The sequence below is a fragment of the Tahibacter aquaticus genome (assembly GCF_004363655.1).
Lineage (GTDB): Bacteria > Pseudomonadota > Gammaproteobacteria > Xanthomonadales > Rhodanobacteraceae > Tahibacter > Tahibacter aquaticus.
Genome location: NZ_SNZH01000005.1, coordinates 103666 through 124652, shown reverse-complemented (window position 1 = coordinate 124652; position 20987 = coordinate 103666). Strand labels below are relative to the sequence as shown.

General features: G+C 69.1%; 16 protein-coding genes. 2 read left to right on the top strand and 14 right to left on the bottom strand.

Annotated features, from left to right (window positions below; genetic code table 11):
- The 3 genes from DFR29_RS29090 to DFR29_RS29085 form a co-directional block, all read right to left on the bottom strand.
- On the bottom strand, window positions 1–446 hold a 446-nt coding region (locus tag DFR29_RS29090; protein ID WP_166653986.1), incomplete at its 3' end, for a hypothetical protein.
- Between the two features lie 218 nt (window positions 447–664).
- Entirely contained in the window at window positions 665–2482 is a 1818-nt protein-coding gene (locus DFR29_RS09765) for a sulfatase-like hydrolase/transferase (protein WP_166653985.1), read from the bottom strand.
- A 2-nt stretch (window positions 2483–2484) separates the two neighbouring features.
- Complete coding sequence (locus tag DFR29_RS29085; protein ID WP_166653984.1) at window positions 2485–2895, bottom strand: hypothetical protein; 411 nt, start codon at window positions 2893–2895, stop codon at window positions 2485–2487.
- Window positions 2896–3014: 119 nt separating this feature from the next.
- Between DFR29_RS29085 and DFR29_RS09760 the strand changes: the two genes are divergently transcribed.
- Entirely contained in the window at window positions 3015–3401 is a 387-nt protein-coding gene (locus DFR29_RS09760) for an ACT domain-containing protein (protein WP_133818407.1), read from the top strand.
- Here the strand turns inward: DFR29_RS09760 and DFR29_RS09755 are convergent.
- The 10 genes from DFR29_RS09755 to DFR29_RS09710 are packed head-to-tail and all read right to left on the bottom strand — an operon-like array spanning window position 3394 to window position 16471.
- Window positions 3394–4623, bottom strand: coding sequence for an MFS transporter (locus DFR29_RS09755; RefSeq protein WP_133818406.1), 1230 nt, complete (start codon window positions 4621–4623; stop codon window positions 3394–3396). The two genes, DFR29_RS09760 and DFR29_RS09755, sit on opposite strands and share 8 nt — an antisense overlap.
- Complete coding sequence (locus DFR29_RS09750; RefSeq protein ID WP_133818405.1) at window positions 4620–5438, bottom strand: Rossmann-like domain-containing protein; 819 nt, start codon at window positions 5436–5438, stop codon at window positions 4620–4622. Before DFR29_RS09750 ends, DFR29_RS09755 begins: the two co-directional genes overlap by 4 nt.
- Complete coding sequence (locus DFR29_RS09745) at window positions 5435–6709, bottom strand: ATP-grasp domain-containing protein (RefSeq protein WP_133818404.1); 1275 nt, start codon at window positions 6707–6709, stop codon at window positions 5435–5437. Before DFR29_RS09745 ends, DFR29_RS09750 begins: the two co-directional genes overlap by 4 nt.
- Window positions 6710–6744: 35 nt before the next feature.
- Complete coding sequence (locus DFR29_RS09740; RefSeq protein ID WP_133818403.1) at window positions 6745–7803, bottom strand: pyridoxal-phosphate dependent enzyme; 1059 nt, start codon at window positions 7801–7803, stop codon at window positions 6745–6747.
- A gap of 4 nt (window positions 7804–7807) precedes the next feature.
- Window positions 7808–8761 carry a GHMP family kinase ATP-binding protein gene (locus tag DFR29_RS09735; RefSeq protein ID WP_166653983.1) on the bottom strand — a complete coding sequence of 318 codons (954 nt, stop codon included), beginning with the start codon at window positions 8759–8761 and terminating at the stop codon, window positions 7808–7810.
- Window positions 8758–10686 (bottom strand): TonB-dependent receptor domain-containing protein, encoded by a 1929-nt coding sequence (locus tag DFR29_RS09730; protein ID WP_133818402.1) that lies wholly within the window; start codon window positions 10684–10686, stop codon window positions 8758–8760. Before DFR29_RS09730 ends, DFR29_RS09735 begins: the two co-directional genes overlap by 4 nt.
- Before the next feature lies 1 nt (window position 10687).
- Window positions 10688–12217, bottom strand: a complete 1530-nt coding sequence (locus DFR29_RS09725) for a DUF3526 domain-containing protein (RefSeq protein WP_133818401.1) — start codon at window positions 12215–12217, stop codon at window positions 10688–10690.
- A complete protein-coding gene (locus tag DFR29_RS09720) occupies window positions 12214–13599 on the bottom strand; it encodes a DUF3526 domain-containing protein (RefSeq protein ID WP_133818400.1) in 1386 nt (461 codons plus the stop codon). Before DFR29_RS09720 ends, DFR29_RS09725 begins: the two co-directional genes overlap by 4 nt.
- The gene (locus tag DFR29_RS09715) at window positions 13596–14312 is read right to left on the bottom strand and encodes an ABC transporter ATP-binding protein (RefSeq protein ID WP_133818399.1); all 717 of its coding nucleotides are present in this window, start codon (window positions 14310–14312) and stop codon (window positions 13596–13598) included. The genes DFR29_RS09720 and DFR29_RS09715 overlap by 4 nt, the downstream gene beginning before the upstream one ends.
- Window positions 14309–16471, bottom strand: a complete 2163-nt coding sequence (locus DFR29_RS09710; RefSeq protein ID WP_166653982.1) for a TonB-dependent receptor — start codon at window positions 16469–16471, stop codon at window positions 14309–14311. Before DFR29_RS09710 ends, DFR29_RS09715 begins: the two co-directional genes overlap by 4 nt.
- A gap of 299 nt (window positions 16472–16770) precedes the next feature.
- On the opposite strand from DFR29_RS09710, the gene DFR29_RS09705 reads away from it, so the two are divergent.
- Window positions 16771–17640 (top strand): CHAD domain-containing protein, encoded by an 870-nt coding sequence (locus tag DFR29_RS09705; RefSeq protein ID WP_133818397.1) that lies wholly within the window; start codon window positions 16771–16773, stop codon window positions 17638–17640.
- A gap of 225 nt (window positions 17641–17865) precedes the next feature.
- Here DFR29_RS09705 and DFR29_RS09700 read toward each other — a convergent pair whose 3' ends face one another.
- On the bottom strand, window positions 17866–20961 hold the full coding sequence (locus tag DFR29_RS09700; protein ID WP_133818396.1) for an efflux RND transporter permease subunit: 3096 nt from the start codon (window positions 20959–20961) through the stop codon (window positions 17866–17868).
- Between the last annotated feature and the right edge of the window lie 26 nt (window positions 20962–20987).

The following is a 20987-nucleotide window of genomic DNA, read 5'->3' as shown; positions in this document are numbered from 1 at the left end:
AGGCTGCTGGAACACTGGGTCTGGAACAGTTCCAGCGCCAGGTCCTGGCCGCCGGTCGGCGTCATGGCCAGGGTCAGCGTGCAGTTGGCGTCGGTCCTGATCGAGAAGGCCTGGTCGGGGCCCATGCCGGTGCCGGTGTAGATGGCACCGCGCGGCAGCGATCCGGCAGGGCCGGTGCCGGTGCAGGTAGTCGCGGCGGCACAGGTCGGATTGGTGGTATCGGCCGGCAGGTCGAAGTCGTCGACCAGGCCGACGGTACTGCCGGTGGTGTTATAGGTCAGCGCGCCCAGTTCCGGGGTCGCCGCCGTACAGGTATCACCCGGTGCGCGTACGGCGTTCGCTGCCTTCGGCGCGGCGGATTGCTGAGCGGCAATCAGCTGGGCCATCTTGTCGACGTGTGCCGCGTACTGCTCCGGCGTCATCTGTTCGGCCAAGGCCTTCTTCACTCGTACCTGCGAGCGGAATTTCTCCCAATCCTCCGCCGCACCCGCGCTGGCAACCACACCCAGGACGGCACACACACCCATTGCAACTGCAAGTCGACGCAACTTCATCGCTACCCCTCCGATGAAAAAAATCAATGGCCAAACGACCGGAATCACCTGAACAAAATACGGCGAGCGTACTAACCGTACCTCACCGGATGTCGTCGGGCAATGAACTTTTACGGTTTGGGTGCGGTCGCCAGCGGCCGCAGACGCTGCCGGGCTATGTCGCCGGTACGGGCGGGGTCGATCTGGGCGGCGCGTTCGTATTCGCGCCGGGCGGCCTCGACATCGCCCTCGCGCAGGGCGATGTCGCCCCGGGCGATGGCGATGCCGCCGTGTTGCGGTTCGCTCTGCTCGGCCTGCTGCAGCAAGGTGGCGGCGGTGTCGAAATCACCGCGCAGTACGCGGATCTGGGCCAGTAGCAGCAGGCTGTCGGCGTTCTGGCGGATGGCCAGGATGGCCTTGAGCGTGACTTCGGCGGCGTCCAGCCGGTCCAGCTGCAGTTCGGCCTTGGCGCTCAGGCGCAGCACGGCTTCGTTGCGTGGCGACAGGGCGCGGGCCTGGTCGAGCAGGGCCAGGGCGGCGGCGGCGTTGCCGGCGTCGAGCTGGTGTACGGCATCGCTATGCAGGTTCACCACGGCGATCTGCGATTTGGGGTCGGCCAGCTCGGCGCTGGCCGTGCTGCTGCCGAGATAGCCCAGCGAGCGCAGGCGTGCGGTCACGGCCGGGTCGGCCTGTTCCAGCGCGCTGGCGGCGGCGGGAATGGCCGGTGCATCCAGGCGCAGGGCGTCGAGGCGCTGGCGTGCGCGCTCGGCGCGGCTGTCGGCACCGCTTTGCGCGGCGGCATAGCGGTTGTGCCGTTCCTGCGGGTCAGCGGCGAGGTCGTAGTACTCGGGCTGCGGGGCTTCGACGAAGCGCTCGGTGGCGCCGCGCCAGGCGTACAGCGGCGCAAAACCGAAATCGAAATAGGGCAGGGCGGCTTCCTGGTAAAGGCCCTGGCCGGCGCTGCGCGAGGTGGCCAGCCAGTCGATGCCGTCGCTGCGCGCCGGTGGCGCCAGCCCGAGCAGGCTGTTGACGCTGGCGCGCACATCCACCAGGCCGGCCAGGCCGGTCACCACGCTGCCGGCCAGCTCGCGCCGGGGCAGGCGCAGCAGCAGGGGAATGTGCGTCGTGCTGTCGTAGAGAAACAGGCCGTGGGCCACTTCCCCATGTTCGCCCAGGCTTTCGCCGTGGTCGGCGGCGACAATCAGTACGGTGCGTTCGGCGGCCAGGGCCGGGCTTTGCAGCAGGCGGCCGATGGCGGCATCGACCTGGGCAATCTCGGCCGTGTACAGGGCCTGCGGATCGGTGCTGGCGATGGGCTGCAGGGGCGCGTACGGCGCGTGGGCATCGTAGTAGTGCACCCAGAGAAACAGCGGCCGTGTATCGCCGTCGCGTTGCAGCAGGGCCAGGGCGGCGTCGGTGACGGCCTCGGCATCGCGCTCGTTGCGCAGGGTCGCGCCGCCGTGCTGGCGCTGGCTGTCGACGCGGTCGTCGTAGTCGTCGAAACCCTGGCTCAGGCCGAAGCGGCGGTCGAGCACGAAACTGGCCACCACGGCCGCGGTGCGGTAGCCGGCCTGGCGCAGGTCGCCGGCCAGGCTGGGCTGCCCGCCCGCTTGCGGAAATTCGGCGTTGTAGCGCAGGCCGTGGTGCGGTGGGTCCAGGCCGCGGAGCAGCGAGGCATGGGCTGGCAGGGTGATCGGCGCCGGGGTGACGGCATTGGCGAAACGGATGCCGTCGGCGCAGATCCGGTCCAGGGTCGGCGTGACGGACGGCGTATGGCCGGAGCAGCCCAGGCGGTCGGCGCGCACGGTATCGAGCGTGATCAGCACGACGTTGGCGCCGCGCGCGCTGCCCGGCGCCAGGTCGAGCAGCGGCGGCGGGCCGTTGCGGCCACAGCCGCCGGCCGCCAGCAGGCAGGCCAGCAGGCAGGCCGCCGATAGCGGTGAGCGCACGGTCAGTGCGACGGTGCTGCCGGTGATGGTGCAGGTGGCGCCCCGGCTTTCGGCCCGGCCTGCTGCGGCGCGCTGAGCTTGACCCGGTAGCCGGTCAGCGACACGGCTTCGACGTAGTAGAAATAGGCCTTGCACGGGTCGATGGCGGTGTCTTCGTAGGCGTATTCCCGCGGCCGTATCGAATTTTTCGCGGCGGGAATCGGCTGCGGGTTGATCTTGCGGAATTCGCCGTCGGCGCTGTCGCCGCGGAAGACGTCGAAGCTGGCGCTCTGGATTTCGCTGCGGGTGGTCCAGTGCACGCGGTGCTGCGGCGGTTTGCCGTCGGCGGAGGCGGGCGGTTTGCATTCGGCCTGGGCGGTCGAGGCCATGGCCAGGCTGGACAGCAGCAGTAGGTGGCGAAACAGGTGGTTCATGGACGTCCCATCCCCGGGCAAAAAAGCAGCGTACCCAGGCGTACAGAACGCTGCAACGGTCGCAGCGCGGCGGGTCGGCTCTGTTAGGGTTGGCGACTCATCCCAGCGATCGGTATTGCATGACTGCCAGCCGCCTTGCCTTGCGCCGCCTGCCCGGCGACTACGCGGTCTGCCGCCTCGACGCGGCGGCAGCGATTCCCGCCTGGGCCGACGGCGACGGCTTCGTCAGCATCAGCCGCAGCGCCGAGGAACTGTCGGTACTTTGCCGCAGCGAGCGCGTACCGGCCGAGGTGCGCCAGGACGGCCCCTGGGCCTGTTTTGCGCTGCTCGGTCCGTTCGCGTTCGAGCAGAGCGGCATCGTGCTGGCGGTGATCCGGCCCTTGTCCGAGGCCGGGCTGGGCGTGTTCGTGGTATCGACCTTCGACGGCGATCACGTGCTGGTGAAAGCGCACGAGGCCGTCCGCGCGGTGGAATTGCTGGCTGCGGCCGGGCACCGCCTCAGCTGACTACGCCGGCGGCCGCCGTGTCTTTGCTGCGCAGCGCGGCCTGGCGGCGGCCGAAGCGGTACAGGCCCAGGCTGGTGGCGGCGCCGACCGTGGCGAAGACCAGCCCGGCCAGCCATGGTGTGGCACCGGGCCCGGACGGATCGGCCAGCCAGCCGCCGGCTACGTTGCCGATGCTGCCGCCGACGGCCAGGCTGAGCGAGCTGACGCCGAGGTAGCTGCCCAGGGCGCGCGGGTCGGCCATCTCGGCAATCAGGAGCTGCTGGCTGGGCCGGCTCAGCACTGCGCCGATGGCGAACAGCGCAATGCCGCCGAGAAAAATGCCAAAAGTGGACGCCAGCGCGGTGACGCCCGCGCCAGCGCTGAGCAGGGCGACGCCGGCGGCGAGCATAGTGCCGGGCGACAGCCGGCGATTGAGCCGGTCGACCAGCCAGTACTGCAGGCTCACCGTCAGCGCGGCGCTCAGCGCGAACATCACGCCGATGCTGTCGACCGACGCGGTCAGCCGCTCCAGCAGCAGCGGAAAGCTGATGTTGATCTGCACGGCGACGAACCAGTAGCCCCCCATCAGCGCGACAAAGGCCAGGAAGCGCCGGTCGCGGCCGACCCGGCTCAGGCTGCGGCGCAGCGGCGGCGGCGACGCCGGTGCGTCCAGGCGCGGCAGCAACAGCAGTACCACGGCGAAGTTCAGGGCAAAGCAGGCGGCGGCGATGCTGCAGACCCAGAAGAAATCGAAGCGCAGCAGGGCCACGCCGATCAGCGGACCCAGGGTGCCGGCCACGCCGCTGATCCAGTTGCTCAGGGCGTAGTAGCGCGGCCGCTGCTGTTCGGTCGCCAGGCTGGCGATGGCGGCCTGGTAGGGCGCTTCGAACAGCGCGCCGCCCAGGGCCGACAGTGTCATTGCCAGCAACAGCCAGGGAATATCCGTGGCGAAGCCCAGGCTGGCAAAGCCCAGTGCGCGCAGCAGCACGCCGGCGGCGATCATCGGCCGTATGCCGAAGCGGTCGGCCAGCACGCCGCCGAATACCGCCAGGCCCTGCTGCAGCAGCTGGCGCAGGGCCAGCGCGCCGCCGACCGCGGCGGCGGCCAGGTGCAGCTGGTTGACGAAATGCGTGGCGACCAGCGGCATCAGCAGGGCGAAGCCGGTCACCATGAAAAAGGTATACAACAGCAGGCCGGCCAGGCCGCGCCGGCGGGTGCTGTCGCTCAGCGCGGCGCTGCTCATGGCGTGCGGTACAGCCAGACCGGCGTGGGATCGGCGCTGAACTGGGAAAACGGAAACGGCTCGGCCGACACCGCGGCCACGCCCTGGCCGAGGAAGCGCGGCACGATGGCGCTGCCGGTCTGGGCGTAGATCAGCAGTGGTATGCGGCGTTGCCGCGCCCGCGCCAGGATGCGGTCGAACGAGCCGTTGCTCAGGGTCATACCGGTGGCGATGACCAGGTCGGCCTGGTCGAGTACCGGTTCCATCTCGCGCACCACGGCGATGCCGTTGGCCGTGCGCTGCATAGCGAAATCGCAGGGCAGGCACAGCCCGCCCTGGTCGGCGATGGCCTCGACCAGCGGATTGACCACGCCGATCAGGCCCACCTTCTGCCCGGGGGCGATGCGTAGCAGGCTGGCAATGGCCGCGTCGCGCACGCGTGCCCGTTCCAGCGGCGTACCCAGCGGCAGCCATAGCGCCTGCGCGCTGGCGGCCTCGCGATGTGGCCGTATCACTGCGAGGTAGGCATCCAGCGCGGCCACGCGCACGGCCAGGCGCTCGTCGCGCAGCAGGCTGGCCAGGTCGCTGCCCGACAGCGCTTCGGCCGCGGCCGAATCGAGCTGGCCGGGTTCCAGGCAGCAGGCGCCGAAGGCGGCATCGACGCGCAGTACCAGGTAATAGTTGCGGTACTTCTGCGTGGTACCGGGAAACTGTGTACTTTGCCGCACCCAGAAGGCGCCGACGGCGTACAGGCCGGCCGGGTCTGGCCCCAGCGCGCCGGCCAGGGCCTGGGCGAGCAGGTCGTCGAAGCCGGCAAAAAGGGGGGTGTCGTTCATGCGGGCAGGCTCCTGTCGTCGGCGTATTCCAGCTGCAGGCGCGACAGCGCGCGCTCGGCATGGGCGCGGGCCTGGCCGCCGCTGCGGTCGATCGCCACGACATGGCCGAGGTAGCAGGCGTTGTCGATCGGTGCGGCGACCTCGCTGCCGGCGGGATCGGCCACGCTCCAGCGCGCCAGGTGCGGATCGTCGGCCAGGCTGTCGCGGCCGTGCAGTGCGGCGATGCGGCCGGCGCGTTCGGGCAGCAGGAACTGGATGGCGGCGCTGGCGATGCCGGTGGAGCGGGCGGTCAGGTCCGGCTTGCGTCCCAGCGCCAGGTCGATCTGTGCCTGCAGCAGGTCGATGCCGCTGACCTGGGCCACCAGCTCGGCGATGTAGTTGCCGCCCGGGCGCGGGTTGATCTCGACGATGCGCGGCCCGTCCGCGGTCAGCATCACTTCGGTATGGCTGATGCCGTGGTCGTGGCCGACGGCGGCCAGCGCGGCGCGTACCAGGGCGTGCACGGCCTGTTCGCTGGCTTCGTCCAGTTGCGCCGGGAACATGTGTCCGGTTTCGATGAAATACGGCTCGCCGGCCAGGCTTTTGTCGGTGATGCCGAGGATGGTGGTTTCGCCGGCATAGGTGCAGGCCTCGACGCTGACTTCCTCGCCCTGCATGCGTTCTTCCAGCAGCAGCAATGGCACGCGCGGCTGTTCGCGGAAATTGTGCGTGAAGGCGTCCAGGGTGGCCTGGGCCTGCTGCAGTTCGTCCTCGTTGCGGATCAGGCGCACGAAGGCGCTGGAGGCCAGGTCGGTGGGCTTGGCGATCAGCGGATAGCCGATGCGCTGCGCTTCGGTGCGCGCCTGCGCCCAGTCGGCGCAGACGGCAAAGCGTGGGTTGGGCAGGCCGGCCGCCTGCAGGGCCTGGCGTACCAGGTCTTTGCGCCGTTCCTGTACCACGTTGGCGGAAAACGCCTGCGGCAGGCCCAGCGCCTGCGCCACGTCGGCGACAGTGCCGACGTAGTAGTCGCAGATGGTCACCACGCCGTCGAATTGCAGTATGGCGTGCTGGGCGCGCAGGAACGCGATCAGTGCGGCCGCGTCGTTGGTCTCGGCAGTGAGCACATGTTCGGCGTGTTCGATGACCGGATGGATGGGCGCACCGGCGGCGCCGAGGTAATGCGCCCGTTTGCGCGTGACGAAGGTGTAGCGGTGGCCTTGCTGCACGATGGCCGGGGGAAAGATGCGGCCAGTGCCGCCGACCCAGCTTTCGATCATCAGTAGATGTGCCAAAGTATACTCCTGCTGTTTTTCATTCGGTGCCGGTCTCAGTTCGCGGCGTGCGGCGGCCGGCGCGGCGTGCGCGGCGGCGGCCAGTCGGGGCCTTGCGCCTGCGGGTCGCCGCGGCGCTGCCAGGCCATGGCCGACCAGGGCAGGCTCAGCGCGCCGGTGTCGTCGACGAACTGCGGCTGCAGCGCGGCGATGTCGGCGCTGTGTTCGTGCTGGGCGAATACCGCTTCGGCGTAGCGATGGCCGGTATCGGCGGCCAGCAGCACGACCCGGCGCTGCGGCTGCAGCGCCGCTTCGCGCTGCGCCACCAGAAAGCCGCAGCCGCTGGACAGCCCGGCGAATACGCCGTGGCGGCGCAGCAGGGCGATGCAGCCGGCGACGCCATGCTCGAACGACACCCAATGCATTTCGTCGTACAGGCGATGCCGCACATTGCGGAACGCGATCGAGCTGCCGATGCCGGCGATGATGATGCCGGGGTCGTGCAGGTGCTCGGCGCCGAAGCTCATGCTGCCGAACGGCTGTACGCCGAGCAGGCGCAGGTCGCTGCCGGCTTCGCGCAGCCATTGCGCCATCGCTCCGGTAGAGCAGCCCGAGCCGACGCCGCCGACCAGGCTCAGTGGCGCATCGCCGAATTCGCCGCGCAGCTGCTCGGCAACCGGGGCATAGCCCAGGTAGTGGATATCGTCGTGGTATTGCTGCATCCAGTGCATGCGCGGGTTGTCGCGCAGCAGCTGCTGTATGCGGGCGACGCGAAAGCTCTGGTCCAGCTTGAGGCTGGCCATGGGCTGTACCTGTTCCACCGTCGCGCCGAGGATCTGCAGCTGCAGCATCAGGCTGCGGTCGACCGTCTTGGAGGCGACGATGTAGCAGTGCAGTGCGTACTTGTGGCAGGCCAGCGCCAGGGCGTAGGCGTAGATGCCGCTGGAGGAATCGAGCAGTGTGGCACCGGGCTCGATCGTGCCTTCGGCCAGCAGCTGCTCTACCGCGGCCAGCGCGGAATAGATCTTCATCGATTCGAAACGCGCGACGAACAGGTTGTCGTCCAGGCGGATCAGCTGGGGCGTCTTGATCGCATCGGCATAGTGCGCGTACATGGATTCAGAACCCCGTCTGGGCAAAGCGGCACTGGTGGCCGAGGCTGCGGAAGAATGCCGCCAGCTGGCCCATGACCTCGCTGCGCGGCGCCTGCAGGAACAGGTAGCCGAGCAGGCTGCCGGTATGCGCGACGACGATGCCGGCGGCACCGAACTGCGCACGCCGCGCGGCGACGGCGTCGTAGTGGCGCTTGGGCAGCACGCCTTGCGCCAGCGCGGCGCTGACGCTGGCGCAGCGTGCGATCTCGGCGCGGTCGGCGCGGGCGAATGCCGCCAGCGCCTGGTCGAGATTGGCCTGGTAGGCGTGCAGGTGCCGGCGGTAGTGCGCCAGCAGCTGCGGTGTCACTGCTTCGGTGGGTACGGCTTCGCCTTCGTCGATGTAGCAGACGTGAAACTGCGGATCGTGATCGAAGCGCTGCAGCACCTGCTGGCGCGCGCTCAGGTACAGCGCGTAGTGATCGAGGAAGACGCTGTCGGAGCGTTCGATCTGGCGCAGTATCGCGGCGATGCACTCGACCGGCGACGCGCGGCCGAACAGGCGGTCCAGGCAGCGGATGCTGGCGACGATATCGGCGGTGGAGCTGGCCATGCCCTTGCCCTGCAGCAGTTCGCTGTCGTGCAGCCAGCGTCCGCCGGGCAGGCGGTCGCCGTAGATGTCGAGATAGAGCGCGATGGCGCGGCGGCATTTTTCCTTGTCGGGCAGGTCTTGCGCATGCGCGCTGGCCGCGCCGGCCAGGAAATGCATGCTGCTGTAGCGCTGTACCGGCAGCGAGACGATGCCGATCTGCACCTCGCCGTCGACCAGCACCGGGCCTTGCAGCAGTTCGCCCAGGGTGCCGTGGCAGATACCGCTGCAGATTGCCGCCGGGCCGCTTGCGTCTGCACTGCATTCGCTCTGCCGCATGACCGACTGTCCTTCGTCGAAGCCGGATACCGCCGGCGCGGATACGCCCATCATTGCGGCAGGTCCAGCGCCAGCTGGGCCAGCACGCGGCGGCCGTCGCTCAGGCCGTAGCTGTTGCTGCTGTACAAATTCCACACGTATCTATCGGTAACATTGGCAATCTGCAGGCGCAGGGTGGCATTGGCCCGGCCCAGGCGGAAGCGATAGCGCGCACCGAGATCGAGCGTGGTGTGGCCGGATAGGGTGCTGGCACCGTCGCGCGACGCGGTGCGCTCGCCCATGTTGACCAGGGCCGCATCGAACGACCAGCCTGGCAGCAGCGGCGGACGATATTCCAGATCGGTGCGCAACAGGCGGCCCGCCTGGCCTACCGGCTTGTCGCCGATGCGGCCTTCGCGCACGGCGGTACCACTGACCCGCGGACGCATCAGCACGGCGCCAGCGACGATGTTCCAGTCGGCCGCCGGCTTGCCGGCCAGGCTGATTTCCAGGCCGCGATGCTGTACGTCGCCGGCAATGGCATAGACATTGGCCTCGTCGGTGGTGAAGTACGGCTTGCGCACATCGAACAGGCCGGCGACGAGTTTCAGCTCCGGCGTCATCTGCCAGCGCAGGCCGCCGTCGACCTGGCGCGTGCGGATGGCCGGCAGGGCGGCGTTGCGGTTGGCGGTGTCGTCGGGTGCGACTCCGCTTTCCTCCAGCCCCTGCGCATAGCTGGCATAGGCGGCCAGGCGCGGACCGAGCAGGGCCGAGGCGGCGGCGTTGAACAGCAGGGGCTTGTCCTGCGTGGCCACGGCTGCCAGGCCCGGCTGGGCGACGTGTTTTTCGTAGTCGGTATGCTGCACGCCGAGGTTCAGTTCGCCGACCTTGCGCCAGCGCAGTTCGTAGCCCAGGCCGACGATGGATTGGCTGACCTCGTCGCGCGTGCGCGGCCCGAACACGAAGCCTGCCGGTTCGGCGACCGGGCGCGCTTCGCCCAGCGGACGCTGGCCCAGGTCCAGCGGCGCGGCGGAGCCGCCGTACAGGCTTTCGACACGGCGGCCGCGCATCACCATGTGCAGCAGATGCAGGCGCGGCCCGGCGCTGAAGCTGCGGCTGGCGCGCAGCTCGCCGCTGCTGGACGCGGAAACCTGGCGCGGATCGGCAATGATGATCTCGCGGGTGAGTCCTTCGCGCGTGGTGCCGGTGAACAATTCCGCAAATCCACTCGGTACGTCGTAGCGCGAATGGAACAGGCCGCCAGCCACGGCCCAGTGCTGGCCGATGCGTGCCTTGGCGATCACGCCGGTGTTCGTGCTTTCGCTTTCCTGGTCGGTCCAGCGCTGGCCGAAGTGCCGGCGCAGGCGTACCTGCGGCGGCTGGTACGGCCCGGCGGTGACGATGACCGGCGCGATTTCCTCGTCGCGGCCGCGCGACAGGCTCCAGAACGGAATGATTTCCACCGTCTCGCTGGGCCGCCAGCGCGGTGCGAAGCCGGCGCGCACGTAGTTGGCGTCGGCGCCGTCGTAATACTCCTCGCGTGCCGCGGCGATGCCGGCGGCGACATTGAGCGTGCCGGGCAGCAGCGGCTGCTTGATGCCCAGCTCGAACGAACTGCCGTTGTACGGCCCGACCGCGGCGATGGCGCTGAGCACGCCCTGGTCGCCGGCCTTGGCCAGGCGGTAGTCGACGATGCCGGTCGGCGCCGGGAAGGCATAGCCCTGCGCGCTCAGGCCGACGCGGATGGACGAGCCTTCCGCCAGTTGCGGCGGCAGCGTGCCCTGGCGGTCGAAATACAGGCCTTCGATGCGCACATTGCCGGCTTCGATCGGCGAAAAGCCGCGCACGCGCCGCGCACTGTATAAACCGATACTTTCGTTGCCGAGCGTGGCGCCGAAGGCGTCCTCGGCGGCGGTGACGGCATTGTCGTCGGCGCGCTGCGCCGCGGCGGGCGCAAGGCCGCACAAGGTCAGGCTTCCCAGCAATAGCGTGCGGCGCATCTCACAGCTCCTTGGGCCAGCGGCGCAGGCGCCAGCCGGCAATGGCGCCGAGCAGGGCGGCAGCGGCGAGCAGCCAGGCCAGCAGCGGCAGGACCGCGCGTACGCGCGCGGCAGCGGGTTCGTCGGCGGGCGCAAACGCGGGAATGTCGGCGTGGGCGGTGAAATTCAGGCGCGCGTAGCTGCCCGCCGGGCGCGGCGTCGGCGCGGCGATCTCGCGGCGGATGCGCGTAGAGAACCAGTCGCGCAGCTGCAGCTGGTAGGCGCGCACCTGGGCTTCGTAGCGGGCCTGGCGCGCAGCGTCGGTACCGGCCAGCACGGCCAGCGCCGATTCCAGTCCCAGCGGCACGGCGATCAGTCCGGCTGCCTGGCCCAGGCGTTCGCGCGCGGCGCGGGCCTGGGCGAAGCGGTCCGGCCAGTCCTGCAGCTGCTGTTCGCGCACGGGCGCGAGGAAGCTCATGCGCGTCGCGTAGTCGAGGCCGGCGATGCGGTCGATATGCGGGGCCAGCAGGGGATCGGCGCGGAAGGCCCGGGTCAGCACGCTGTCGCGCTGCTGGTTCAGTGCATCGTCGATGCGGCGCTGGGCATCGACATACAGCACGCGCGAAGGCAGCGGCAGCCAGGCATCGGCGGCGAGCTTGCCCAGCAGCGGCAGACCCAGCGCGAACAGCAGCCAGGCCGACAGCAAGCCGCCCAGGGCGGCGCTGGCGCCGGGCCAGGCACTCAGCACGACCGCGGCCAGTGCCAGCCAGAACAGCACATAGGCGGCGAGCAGCGCCTGCGCGGCGAGGAATTCGGGCCAGGCGGCGGCGAGGTCGGCGCCGCCGAGCAGCAGGGCCAGGCTCAGTGCCAGCGCCAGCAGCGGCAGCAGCCACGCGGCCAGGGCGAGCAGGCGCACGCCTAGCCAGAGGCGCGGATGGATCGCCTGCGCCGCGATCAGGCGCAACATGCCGCGGTCGCGCTCCAGCGTGGCCAGCAGCGCCACCAGCACGATCAGCGCCAGCGGCAGCACGCCGACGATGGCAAAGCCCAGGTCGAAGCGGCCCAGGGCGAGGCCGCGGGGCGATTCGAAGTCGTAGCCGGGTTCCAGTCCGAATGGCGTCTCCAGTTTCACCGGCCAGCGCGACGGTGCCAGGTCGCTGCCGCCGACGGCCAGGGCCGCCAGCGGCAGCACCGGCTTGTAGGCGTGCTGGCGCAGTTGGTAGCGGCTGAAGCCGGCCAGGTCGCTGGGGTCTTGCCAGTAAGGTGCGGGCTGCGCGGCGGGGCGCGCGTAGGCCTTTACGCGGGCCAGGGTCTCGCGCATCCAGGCCGCATCGGCCTCGGCCTGCCGCTGCTGCGCCTGCTGCTGCGCCTGTTGCAGGCCGCCGCCGGACCAGGCACCGACGCAGAACGCCAGTGCGACCAGGCCGCTGACCGCCCACAGCAAGGGGTTGCGGCCGATGCAGCGCCATTCCCAGGCAAACAGTGCGCGCCAGGGGGCGGGCTGTCCAGCTGCGGTTTCTACATGTGGCAATATAAATTCTGTCGCATTCATGTGCGGTAGCTCCGCGCGCCGTACAGCAGGCCGGCCAGGGCGACGAGCAGCCAGGCGGCCAATGCCGGCAGTGCACTCAGTTGCGCCAGGTGCAGGCGCGGCGGCGAATAGTCGAAGGCGGGCTGGGCGGCCCACAGGGCGGCATCGCCCTTGTGCGCCTTGCCGGCCGCGTCCGGCGCGTGCGCGGCAACCTGTTCGTTCATGCGGTTGACCAGGGCGCGGCGATACTGCTCGGCGGCGTCGACGAATTGCCGGTGCTGGGCGAAATCGGTGCCGCTCAAGGCCATCGACAGCTGGTTGGCCGCAATCGCCGGCGACAGCCAGGCCTGGGCGCGATAGGCCGCGTCCTGAGCCAGTACACGGTCGTGGAAGGCGCCGAGGACGCGGTCGAACACGGCGTGGGAATGGCGTTCGGCCAAGTCCAGCTCCAGGCCGCGGTAGTTGCCGCCGAGTGCCTCGCGGCTGGCTGCTCCGCTGCGGGCGAGGATGGCGGCTTCGTTGGCGCGCGAGGTTTCCGCGCTCCAGAACGCCGGCGCTTCGTCGAGCAATTGCTGTTTCACCGACTGGGTCGACGGCAGCGGCTGCACTGCCTCGGCGGCGGAACTGGCCAGCCGCGGCAGCGCCAGCGTGAACAGCGCCCAGGCGCCGAACAGGGCCGCCAGCGCCGTGCGCAGGCCGCGGGCGCGCAGTGCCACGGCGACAGCCGCCGCCGCGGCAATGGCCAGATAGATGGCCATGACGGCAGCCCAGCCGGCCAGGCGCAGCAGCGTGTCGCCGCTCCAGCCGCCGGTGCAGAACGCGGTAGCCAGCAGCAGTGGCAGCAACAGCACCAGCAGCAAGGCCAGCCAGATCGCCAGGCATTTGCCCAGCGCCAGCCGGCGCGGATCGCGCGCCGCGCCCAGGGCCAGGCGCAAGGTGCCGCGTTCACGTTCCCGTGCCACGCCGCTGAGGGCCAGCACGAAGGCGGCCAGCGGCGCGAAGGCGATCAGCAGCGACGCCGGATGGCGCAGGCCGCTGCGTTCCAGCGGTGTGGCATCGGCCTGGGGGCGGTACAGCAGGTCATTCTGTACATGGGCTTCCAGCCAGACCGCCTGGCCGACGAAGGGCTCTATGCCCAGGTCGAGCAGGGCCAGCGCCGGCGCCGGCTTGAAGGCATAGATGCTGTAGTGCGCGGCGGAGTGCGGATCCTTGGCTTCCTGGCCCAGCCAGCGCGCGCGTTCCGCTGCTGCCACGCGGGCCTTGTCAGCCTGGTCGCGGGCCAGGCCCCAGGCATTCGCCAGCAGCGTCGCCAGCAGCAGCGTGGCCAGGCCGGCCAGCGTGAGCGCCGCCCAGCGGTCGCGCCAGAGCAGTTTCCATTCGTATATCAGTAGTGAACTATTCATGCGGCCAGCTGCTGCAGATACAGCGTCTCGATCTGCGCCGGGTTCAGCGCGGCCGTATCGCGCTGCAGTACCAGGCGGCCGCCGCGCAGCAGTCCCAGCCGGTCGGCCACCTCAGTGACGCGGAACAGATCGTGCGTCGCCATCAGCACGGCGATGCCGCGGGCAGCGGCAGCGCGCAGGCAGCGGCTCAGATCGTTCGCCGCGGCGGCGTCCAGGCCCGAGGTCGGTTCGTCCAGCAGCAGCAGTTCGGCGCGCTTGGCCAGGGCGATGGCGACACCGACTTTCTGCCGCATGCCCTTGGAAAAACCCTCGGCGCGGCGCGTATGCGCGTCGGCCTGCAGGCCGGCTTCGGCCAGCAGCTGGCGTGCCTGCGCCGCATCGATGCGGCGGCCGCCGAGCAGGGCGAAATAGCGCAGGTTCTCGATCGCGTCGAAGCTCGGATGCAGCATCACCGTTTCCGGCAGATAGGCGAGCCTGGCGCGGGCGCCCAGTGCATCGCGCGTCACGTCGATGCCGCCGACGGCGATGCGTCCGCTGTCGGCGGCGACGAAGCCGAGAATCAGGTTGATCGTCGTGCTCTTGCCGGCGCCGTTGGGGCCGAGCAAGGCATAGATTTCGCCGGGCGCCAGGCAAAGACTCAGCGATTGCACGGCCTGCTGTTCGCCGTAGCGTTTGCTCACTTCGTGCAATTCGAGGGCGGAAGCGGCGCTCATCGCGTCACCATCCAGCTCAGTTCGACGCTGCGCGGTGCGCCCAGGATCAGCTGGTCCGCGGCGCCGCCGCTCCAGTCGGCGTACAGCGCATCGCCGAGATTGCGCCCGCGCAGGCTCAGGCGGCCCAGCGGCAGCTGCCAGTCGATCGCCGCATCGACGACGGTATGGCCGGCCACGCGCAGGGTATTGGCGTTGTTGCTGAAGTAACGCCCGACATGGCGCGCGCCCAGGCTCAGCGCCAGCGGCGTATTCGCAATGCGGTAGTGGGCAAACAGGCTGGCGAAACGCTCGGGCACATTGGCCGGCGTGTTGCCGCGCCGGTCTGCGCCGCCGGCTTCGCGCAGTTCGTCGAAGCGCGCGTCGAGCAGGGCGAGGCTCGCGTCCAGGCTGAAGTTGTCGCTGAGCCGCGCCGAGGCGCCCAGTTCGATGCCGCGCGAGGACTGCCGGCCGCCCTGGATGCTCAGGCTGGCATTGGCCGGGTCGCGCGTGACGATGTCGTCCTGGCGCAGCTGGTACAGCGCGGCGGTCAGGTTCAGCCTGTCCTGCCAGGTTGAAGATTTGACGCCGATTTCAATGGCGTCGCCGTGGGTCAGGTCGAAGCGCGCATTGGCCTGGGAGATCAGGAACAAGCTGCCGACCGGCGCGACGGCACGACTGTACTGGCCGTAGAGCTGGGTCTGCGGCGTGGCATCGAACACCGTGCCCAGGCGCCAGGACAGCGGCGAATAGCTGCGCTCGAACTGGCTGCGTGCGCCGCTGTTGTAGTCGATGACCTTGCGCTGCAGGGCGATGGAATCCTGGCGCAGGCCGCCCAGCAGCAGCCAGCGGCTGCCCAGGTTCAGCGCGTTCTCGACGAACAGCGCGCTGACCTGCGAAGCGGAATCGAAGTCGACCCGGTTGCCGGCGCCGGGGAACAGGGTGGCTTCGTCGCCGCGGGGGAAGGTGCCGCGCACCGGCGCGTAGGGATCGAGCGGCGTGGCCGTGCCGAAGCGACGAATATTGTAGAAGTTGCTTTCGCTATATTCGGCGCCGATGCTGAAGCGGTTGCGCCGGCCGGCCAGTTCGCCGTCGGCGGCGAAGCTGGCGCGCTCGATCCAATACTCGTGGTCGTGGCCAATGCGGGTGGTGCTGCGGCGCAGATTGGCGGCGGCCGCGTCCCAGGTATAGGTTTCGGTGTTCTGCCATTCGCGCGTGGCGTCGTAGTAGTCCAGCTCGTTGACGAAGCGCCAGGTGCTGCCGATCTGCCAGCTGATCTGGCTGCGCGCCCAGTCGGCGACCGAGCGTGAATAGCCATCGGCGACATTGAAATTCGCCTTGCGCAACGCGCGGTCGATCACGTAGCCGTTGCTGCTGCGCACCAGCGAGGCCGGGTCGCGCGCGACGCTGGACGGTACCAACGGCGTGCCCCAGTACGGCGTTTCGTTGTCGTCGCGGAAACGATCCACGGCCAGATCGACGCGCAAGGCGTCGCTCGGCATGAAGCTGAAGGCGAGCGTGCCGGCGCTGGCATCGCTGTCGCTGTCGGCGATATAGCCGTCGCTGCGACGGCTGCTGGCGACGGCGCGCAAGGCGGCTTGTTCGCCGGTCGGCAGGTTCAGGTCGACCGCGGCGCGATAGCTGCCGAAGCTGCCGCCGCTGAGCAGGACCTGGGCCTGGGTGGCAGCGAACTGCGGCCGCTTCGGCACCAGGTTGATCGCGCCGGCCAGCGCACCTTCGCCGTACAGCACCGAGGCCGGTCCCTTCAGCACTTCGATGCGTTCGAAGCTCCAGCTGTCCAGGTCGCGGGTGATCAGCGGACCGGCTGTCTGGCGCACGCCGTCCTGCAGCAGCGCAATCGCACCGCCGCTGAAGCCACGCATGCTGGCGATGCCGGGCGAAGAGGGGAGGTTGCCGGCGAGCACGCCTGCCGTCGCGTTGAGCGCTTCGATGCTGCTGCGTGCGCCGCGCTGCTGCAGGTGTTCCTGATCCAGCACCTCGATCGCCGCCGGGGTTTCGCGCGCCGACAGGCCCAGGCGCGAGCCGGTGTCGGTGGTCTCGTCCAGTGCCGAGGCGCTGGCCTGGCCGGTGACCTCGATGCGGTCCAGGGTCCGCGCCGAGTCGGCCGCATCGGGCGTATCTGCCGCGGTTGCTGCGCCGGCCGTGGCCAGGGACGCAAGCACACACCATCGCAAGGTCGGCGGCCGACCCAAGTTCCTGACACGCATGACATCCCCGGACAATGACTAACAATAGAGATGTTATAACATAACAAATACGCGTCAAGATCTTATCGCTGCCGTGCTCATGACATCGAGTGATTAGCCGCCTGCCTGGCCGGCGCCGCGGTCTTTGCGGTGCCATCCGGCGCCCGCTGCCCAGGCTGGGTACGCGCATGCGGTGATCCGGCCGAAGCCAGTAATGGAAATTGCACGGCAGGGCGTTACCATCGCTGCCCTGCCTGCTGCCGGCCTGCCGCCTCATGCTTGAGGATCACGACCCGTTACCGCCGGGCGATGTGCGGGAACCGCCGTTGTCCGCTGCGCTGCAGGCGTATGCGCTGGATCAACTAATACAAATGGAAGCGCAGCTGCGCCGGCGCGGCCGGCAGCGCCATGCCGGCATTCACGAAGCGCGCAAGGCGGCGCGGCGGTTTCGTTCGGTAGTGCTGCTGGGCACCGGCGCGGCGCAGACAGCGGCAGCCGAAGCCGCCGTGGCGATACGCCTGGTGTGCAAGCGCCTGTCGCGCCTGCGCGATGCGCATGTGGTTTCGGAACTGGCCTCGGCCGGACCGGCGGGGCTGGATGCCGCCAGCATGAAGCTGCTGCGGCAGCGGCTCAAGCAGGTGCGCGACGAGCTGGCCGAAGAACTGCTGCAGCGCGATCCGGAACTTCGCCGTAAACGCCGCAAAGTTCACAAAGCGCGGACTGCGCTGCTGGCCGAGCCCTGGCCTGCCTTGTCCGCCGAAGGCCTGCTGCTGGCGCTGCGCCGCAATGCGGCGCGCATGCACAAGGCGCAGCGCGACGCCGAGAAAACCGATTCGCTGGCCTTGCGCCATCGCTGGCGCCGGCGCGTACGCCGCCTGCGCGTGCAATTGCAGATCCTGGCCGAGATCGGCCACGACAAGGCCTGGCCGGCGACGACCCGCGCCGCGGCGAAATGGGTATTGGCCGAGGCCGCCGACTGCATGCCGTCGGTGGACGAACTGCGTGCGCTGGGCGATGCGCTGGGCCAGCAACAGGATCGCGCCCTGCTGCGCAGCGCCGTTCGGCGTGCATTCGGGCCACCGCAGCGCGAAGTGCTGCTGCAGCTGCTGCAGCCTGGCAGGTCGAAAAAAACCGTGCGCCCCTGAAACGCCCGGCCTTTCGCCCGCCGCAGCCCGCCGGCAACCGGCGAAAGAACGCACCGTAGGGCGCGATGAGCAACGCGAATTGCGCCGCAAGGTCCACGGCATGCGCCCAGGCTAAAGGCCGCGGCGGTGCCATTCGCTGCGCTCATCGCACCCTACGAAAAGCGTCGGCTGCTTCCGGCAGCTGCTGCGGGCTCAGGCAGCCGCTGCGGGGGTGCGTAGCGAAGATCAGGCGATCGCGCTATTCGCCGGCGAGTGTGGTGCCCGCGCCGGTGCATCCAGTTCCACGGTCACGTCGTCGCCCTGGTGCTGCGAGGCCAGCAGCGAATAGAACACCGGCACGACGAACAGGGTGAACACAGTGCCGACTACCATGCCAGCTACCAGGATGATGCCGATGCTGTTGCGCGCCTCGGCACCAGGACCGCTGGCCAGTACCAGCGGCAGCTGGCCGAAGATCATCGCAGCCGACGTCATCAGCACCGGACGCAGGCGCGTCAGCGCCGCTTCGCGCAAGGCCTGCTCGCGGCCCAGGCCGGCGGACTGGCGCGCATTGGCGAATTCGACGATGAGGATGCCGCCCTTGGCGATCAGTCCGACCAGGGTGATCAGGCCGACCTGGGAATAGATATTGATGGTGGTCAGGTCGAGGAAACTGAACAGCAGGGCGCCGGAGATCGCCAGCGGTACAGAACCCAGCAGCACGATCAGCGGATCGCGGAAACTGTGGAATTGTGCCGCCAGCACCAGGTAGATCAGCAGGATGGAAAAGCCCAGCGTCACCGTCAGCGCCGCGCTTTCGTGGCGGATCTGGCGCGATTCGCCCGCATAGTCGATTGTGACCAGGCGGCCGCCGGCCGCGCTCGCGGCGGCTTCCAGCACGGCCAGTCCCTCGGCCTTGGTCACGCCGGGATTGACGCCGCCGAATACGCGCACCGCATTGCGCTGCTGGAAGCGGTTCAGGCTGCGCGGCGCGGTGCCGGTCTCGATGCGCGTGAAGGTCGACACCGGCACCAGGCTGCCGTCCGGCGTCTTGATCTTCAGGTCCAGCAGCGACTGCACCGAGGCGCGGTCTTTCTCGCCGATCTGCGGAATCACCTTGTAGCTGCGGTCGAAATAGTTGAAACGGTTGACGTAGCCGCCGCCGAGCAAGGTGCCCAGTTCCTGGCCGACCGTGGCCAGGTCCAGGCCCAGGTCGGCGACGCGTTCGCGATCGATCACCACGCGCGCCTGCGGCAGGTCGATCTTCAGGTCGGTATCGACGTAGAGGAACAGGCCGCTTTTCCAGCCTGCATCCAGCACGCTGGCGACGGTTTCCAGCATTTGTTCCGGCGGCAGCTCGCTCTGCAGAACAAGCTCCACGTCGTACTGGCCCGGTGTCGGCAGCGGCGGGTCCAGGCGCGGGAATACGCGCAGGCCGGGCACCTGCGATACGGCGGCGTAGACGTCGCCGTACATCTGCTCGGTGGAACGATCGCGGTCGTGCCAGTGCTTGGCATCCAGCCCGCCGAAGCCGCCCCAGGGCGCGATCAAGGCCCAGGTCGACTGGGTCTCGCTGAAACCGCGCACGATCTGCATCACGTTCTGTGCCTCGCGATCCACGGCGGCTAGGGACGCATCGGGCGAGGCTTCGAAGAAAAAGCTGATATGGCGCTGGTCTTCCACCGGCGCCAGTTCCTGCCGGGAAAAGGTATACAAAGGCCAGGCGGCGACGGTGATCAGCAGCGCCGCCGCGACGATGGCGGCGCGCATGCGCAGGGCGCCGTCGAGCAGCCAGGCGTAGGCCGTGCGCACCGACTCGAACACGCGGTTGACCCAGCGGGTAAGGCGGCCTTCATGGCCGTGGGCATGCACGAAGCGCGAACTCATCACCGGCGACAAGGTCACCGCGACCACGCCGGATACGATCACCGCCACCGCCAGCGTGATGGCGAATTCGAGAAACAGCGCGCCGGTAAGCCCGCCCTGGAAACCGATCGGCGCATACACCACGGCCAGGGTGATGGTCATGGCGATGATCGGCCCGATCAGCTCGCGCGCGCCGACCAGTGCAGCCTCGATGCGGCTCTTGCCCTCGTTGACGTGACGCTCGACGTTTTCCACCACGACGATCGCGTCGTCCACCACCAGGCCTACCGATAGCACGATGGCCAGCATGGTCAGCAGATTGAGGCTGAAGCCCAGGCCCAGCATCACCAGCGCCGCGCCCAGCAGCGATACGGGCATCGCGATCAACGGTACCAGCGCCGTGCGCAGCGACCCCATGAACAGGAACACGATCAGCGCGACGATCAGCACCGTCTCAGCCAGGGTCTTGACGATCTCGCCCAGCGCCGCCTCCATGAAGACCGTGCCGTCGTAGGCCATCTGCATGTCGATGTCCTTGGGCAGGCTTGCCCGCAGGGTTTCCATTTCCCCGCGCAGGCGATGCGCGACGTCGATCTCGTTGGAGCCGACCAGCGGCCACACGCCGAGGTAGACCGCATCCTTGTCGTTGAACTTGCCGACCAGTTCGGCCTCTTCCGCCCCCAGTTCGACCCGGGCCACATCGGACAGGCGCACCAGGGCGCCGTCGCGCTCGGCCACGATGAGGTTCCTGAATTCCTCGGCGGAACGCAGGTCGGTATCGGCCAGCAGGTTGATCTGCACCAGGTTGCCCTTGGTCTGGCCGACTGCGGCGAGGTAGTTGTTGCGCAGCAGGGCCGACTGCACGTCGCCGGGGGAGAGATTCAGCGCAGCCAGGCGCTCGGGCTCTATCCAGACACGCATGGCCAGCTGGCGGCCGCCTTCGACGGTGACGCGCTGCACGCCGGCAATCGTGGCGAACTGCGGCTGCAGCGTGCGCGCCAGCCAGTCGGTGATGGCGGGCAGGTCGCGCTGGCTGGAGGAAAAGCTCACGTAGAAGGTGGCATACGGCCGGTCGGCGCGCTGCACTTCGACCATCGGCGGCTCGGCTTCCTGTGGCAGTTCCGAGCGCACCTGCTGCAGCCGCGCGGTGACCTCGGCCAGGGCCTTGGTGCTGTCGTGGTTGAGCTTGAGCCGCACCGTGACCGTGCTGACGCCGGCACGGCTGTTCGACTCGATATGGTCGACGCCGCCGATGGCCGACACGGCGCGTTCGATCGGCGTGGTCAGAAAGCCGCGCACGGTCTCGGCGCTGGCGCCGGTATATACCGTGGTGATCAGCACCGATGTGCTTTCAATCTGTGGATATTGCTGCAATGGCAGCGCGCTCAGCGCGCGCCAGCCGGCCAGCGCCAGCATGAGGTTGACCACCACCGCCAGTACCGGGTGCTTGATGAAGATGTCCGTGAACGAACGCATGTCGCTATCCTTTTCCGGTTCGGTGC

Coding starts and splice junctions, on each gene's coding strand:
- DFR29_RS09730 (WP_133818402.1), bottom strand. CDS start 10,686: ATGCGCCGCACGCTATTGCTGGGAAGCCTGACCTTGTGCGGCCTTGCG.
- DFR29_RS29085 (WP_166653984.1), bottom strand. CDS start 2,895: ATGAACCACCTGTTTCGCCACCTACTGCTGCTGTCCAGCCTGGCCATG.
- DFR29_RS09725 (WP_133818401.1), bottom strand. CDS start 12,217: ATGAATGCGACAGAATTTATATTGCCACATGTAGAAACCGCAGCTGGA.
- DFR29_RS09700 (WP_133818396.1), bottom strand. CDS start 20,961: ATGCGTTCGTTCACGGACATCTTCATCAAGCACCCGGTACTGGCGGTG.
- DFR29_RS09720 (WP_133818400.1), bottom strand. CDS start 13,599: ATGAATAGTTCACTACTGATATACGAATGGAAACTGCTCTGGCGCGAC.
- DFR29_RS09735 (WP_166653983.1), bottom strand. CDS start 8,761: ATGATGGGCGTATCCGCGCCGGCGGTATCCGGCTTCGACGAAGGACAG.
- DFR29_RS09715 (WP_133818399.1), bottom strand. CDS start 14,312: ATGAGCGCCGCTTCCGCCCTCGAATTGCACGAAGTGAGCAAACGCTAC.
- DFR29_RS09755 (WP_133818406.1), bottom strand. CDS start 4,623: ATGAGCAGCGCCGCGCTGAGCGACAGCACCCGCCGGCGCGGCCTGGCC.
- DFR29_RS09760 (WP_133818407.1), top strand. CDS start 3,015: ATGACTGCCAGCCGCCTTGCCTTGCGCCGCCTGCCCGGCGACTACGCG.
- DFR29_RS09750 (WP_133818405.1), bottom strand. CDS start 5,438: ATGAACGACACCCCCCTTTTTGCCGGCTTCGACGACCTGCTCGCCCAG.
- DFR29_RS09740 (WP_133818403.1), bottom strand. CDS start 7,803: ATGTACGCGCACTATGCCGATGCGATCAAGACGCCCCAGCTGATCCGC.
- DFR29_RS09705 (WP_133818397.1), top strand. CDS start 16,771: ATGCTTGAGGATCACGACCCGTTACCGCCGGGCGATGTGCGGGAACCG.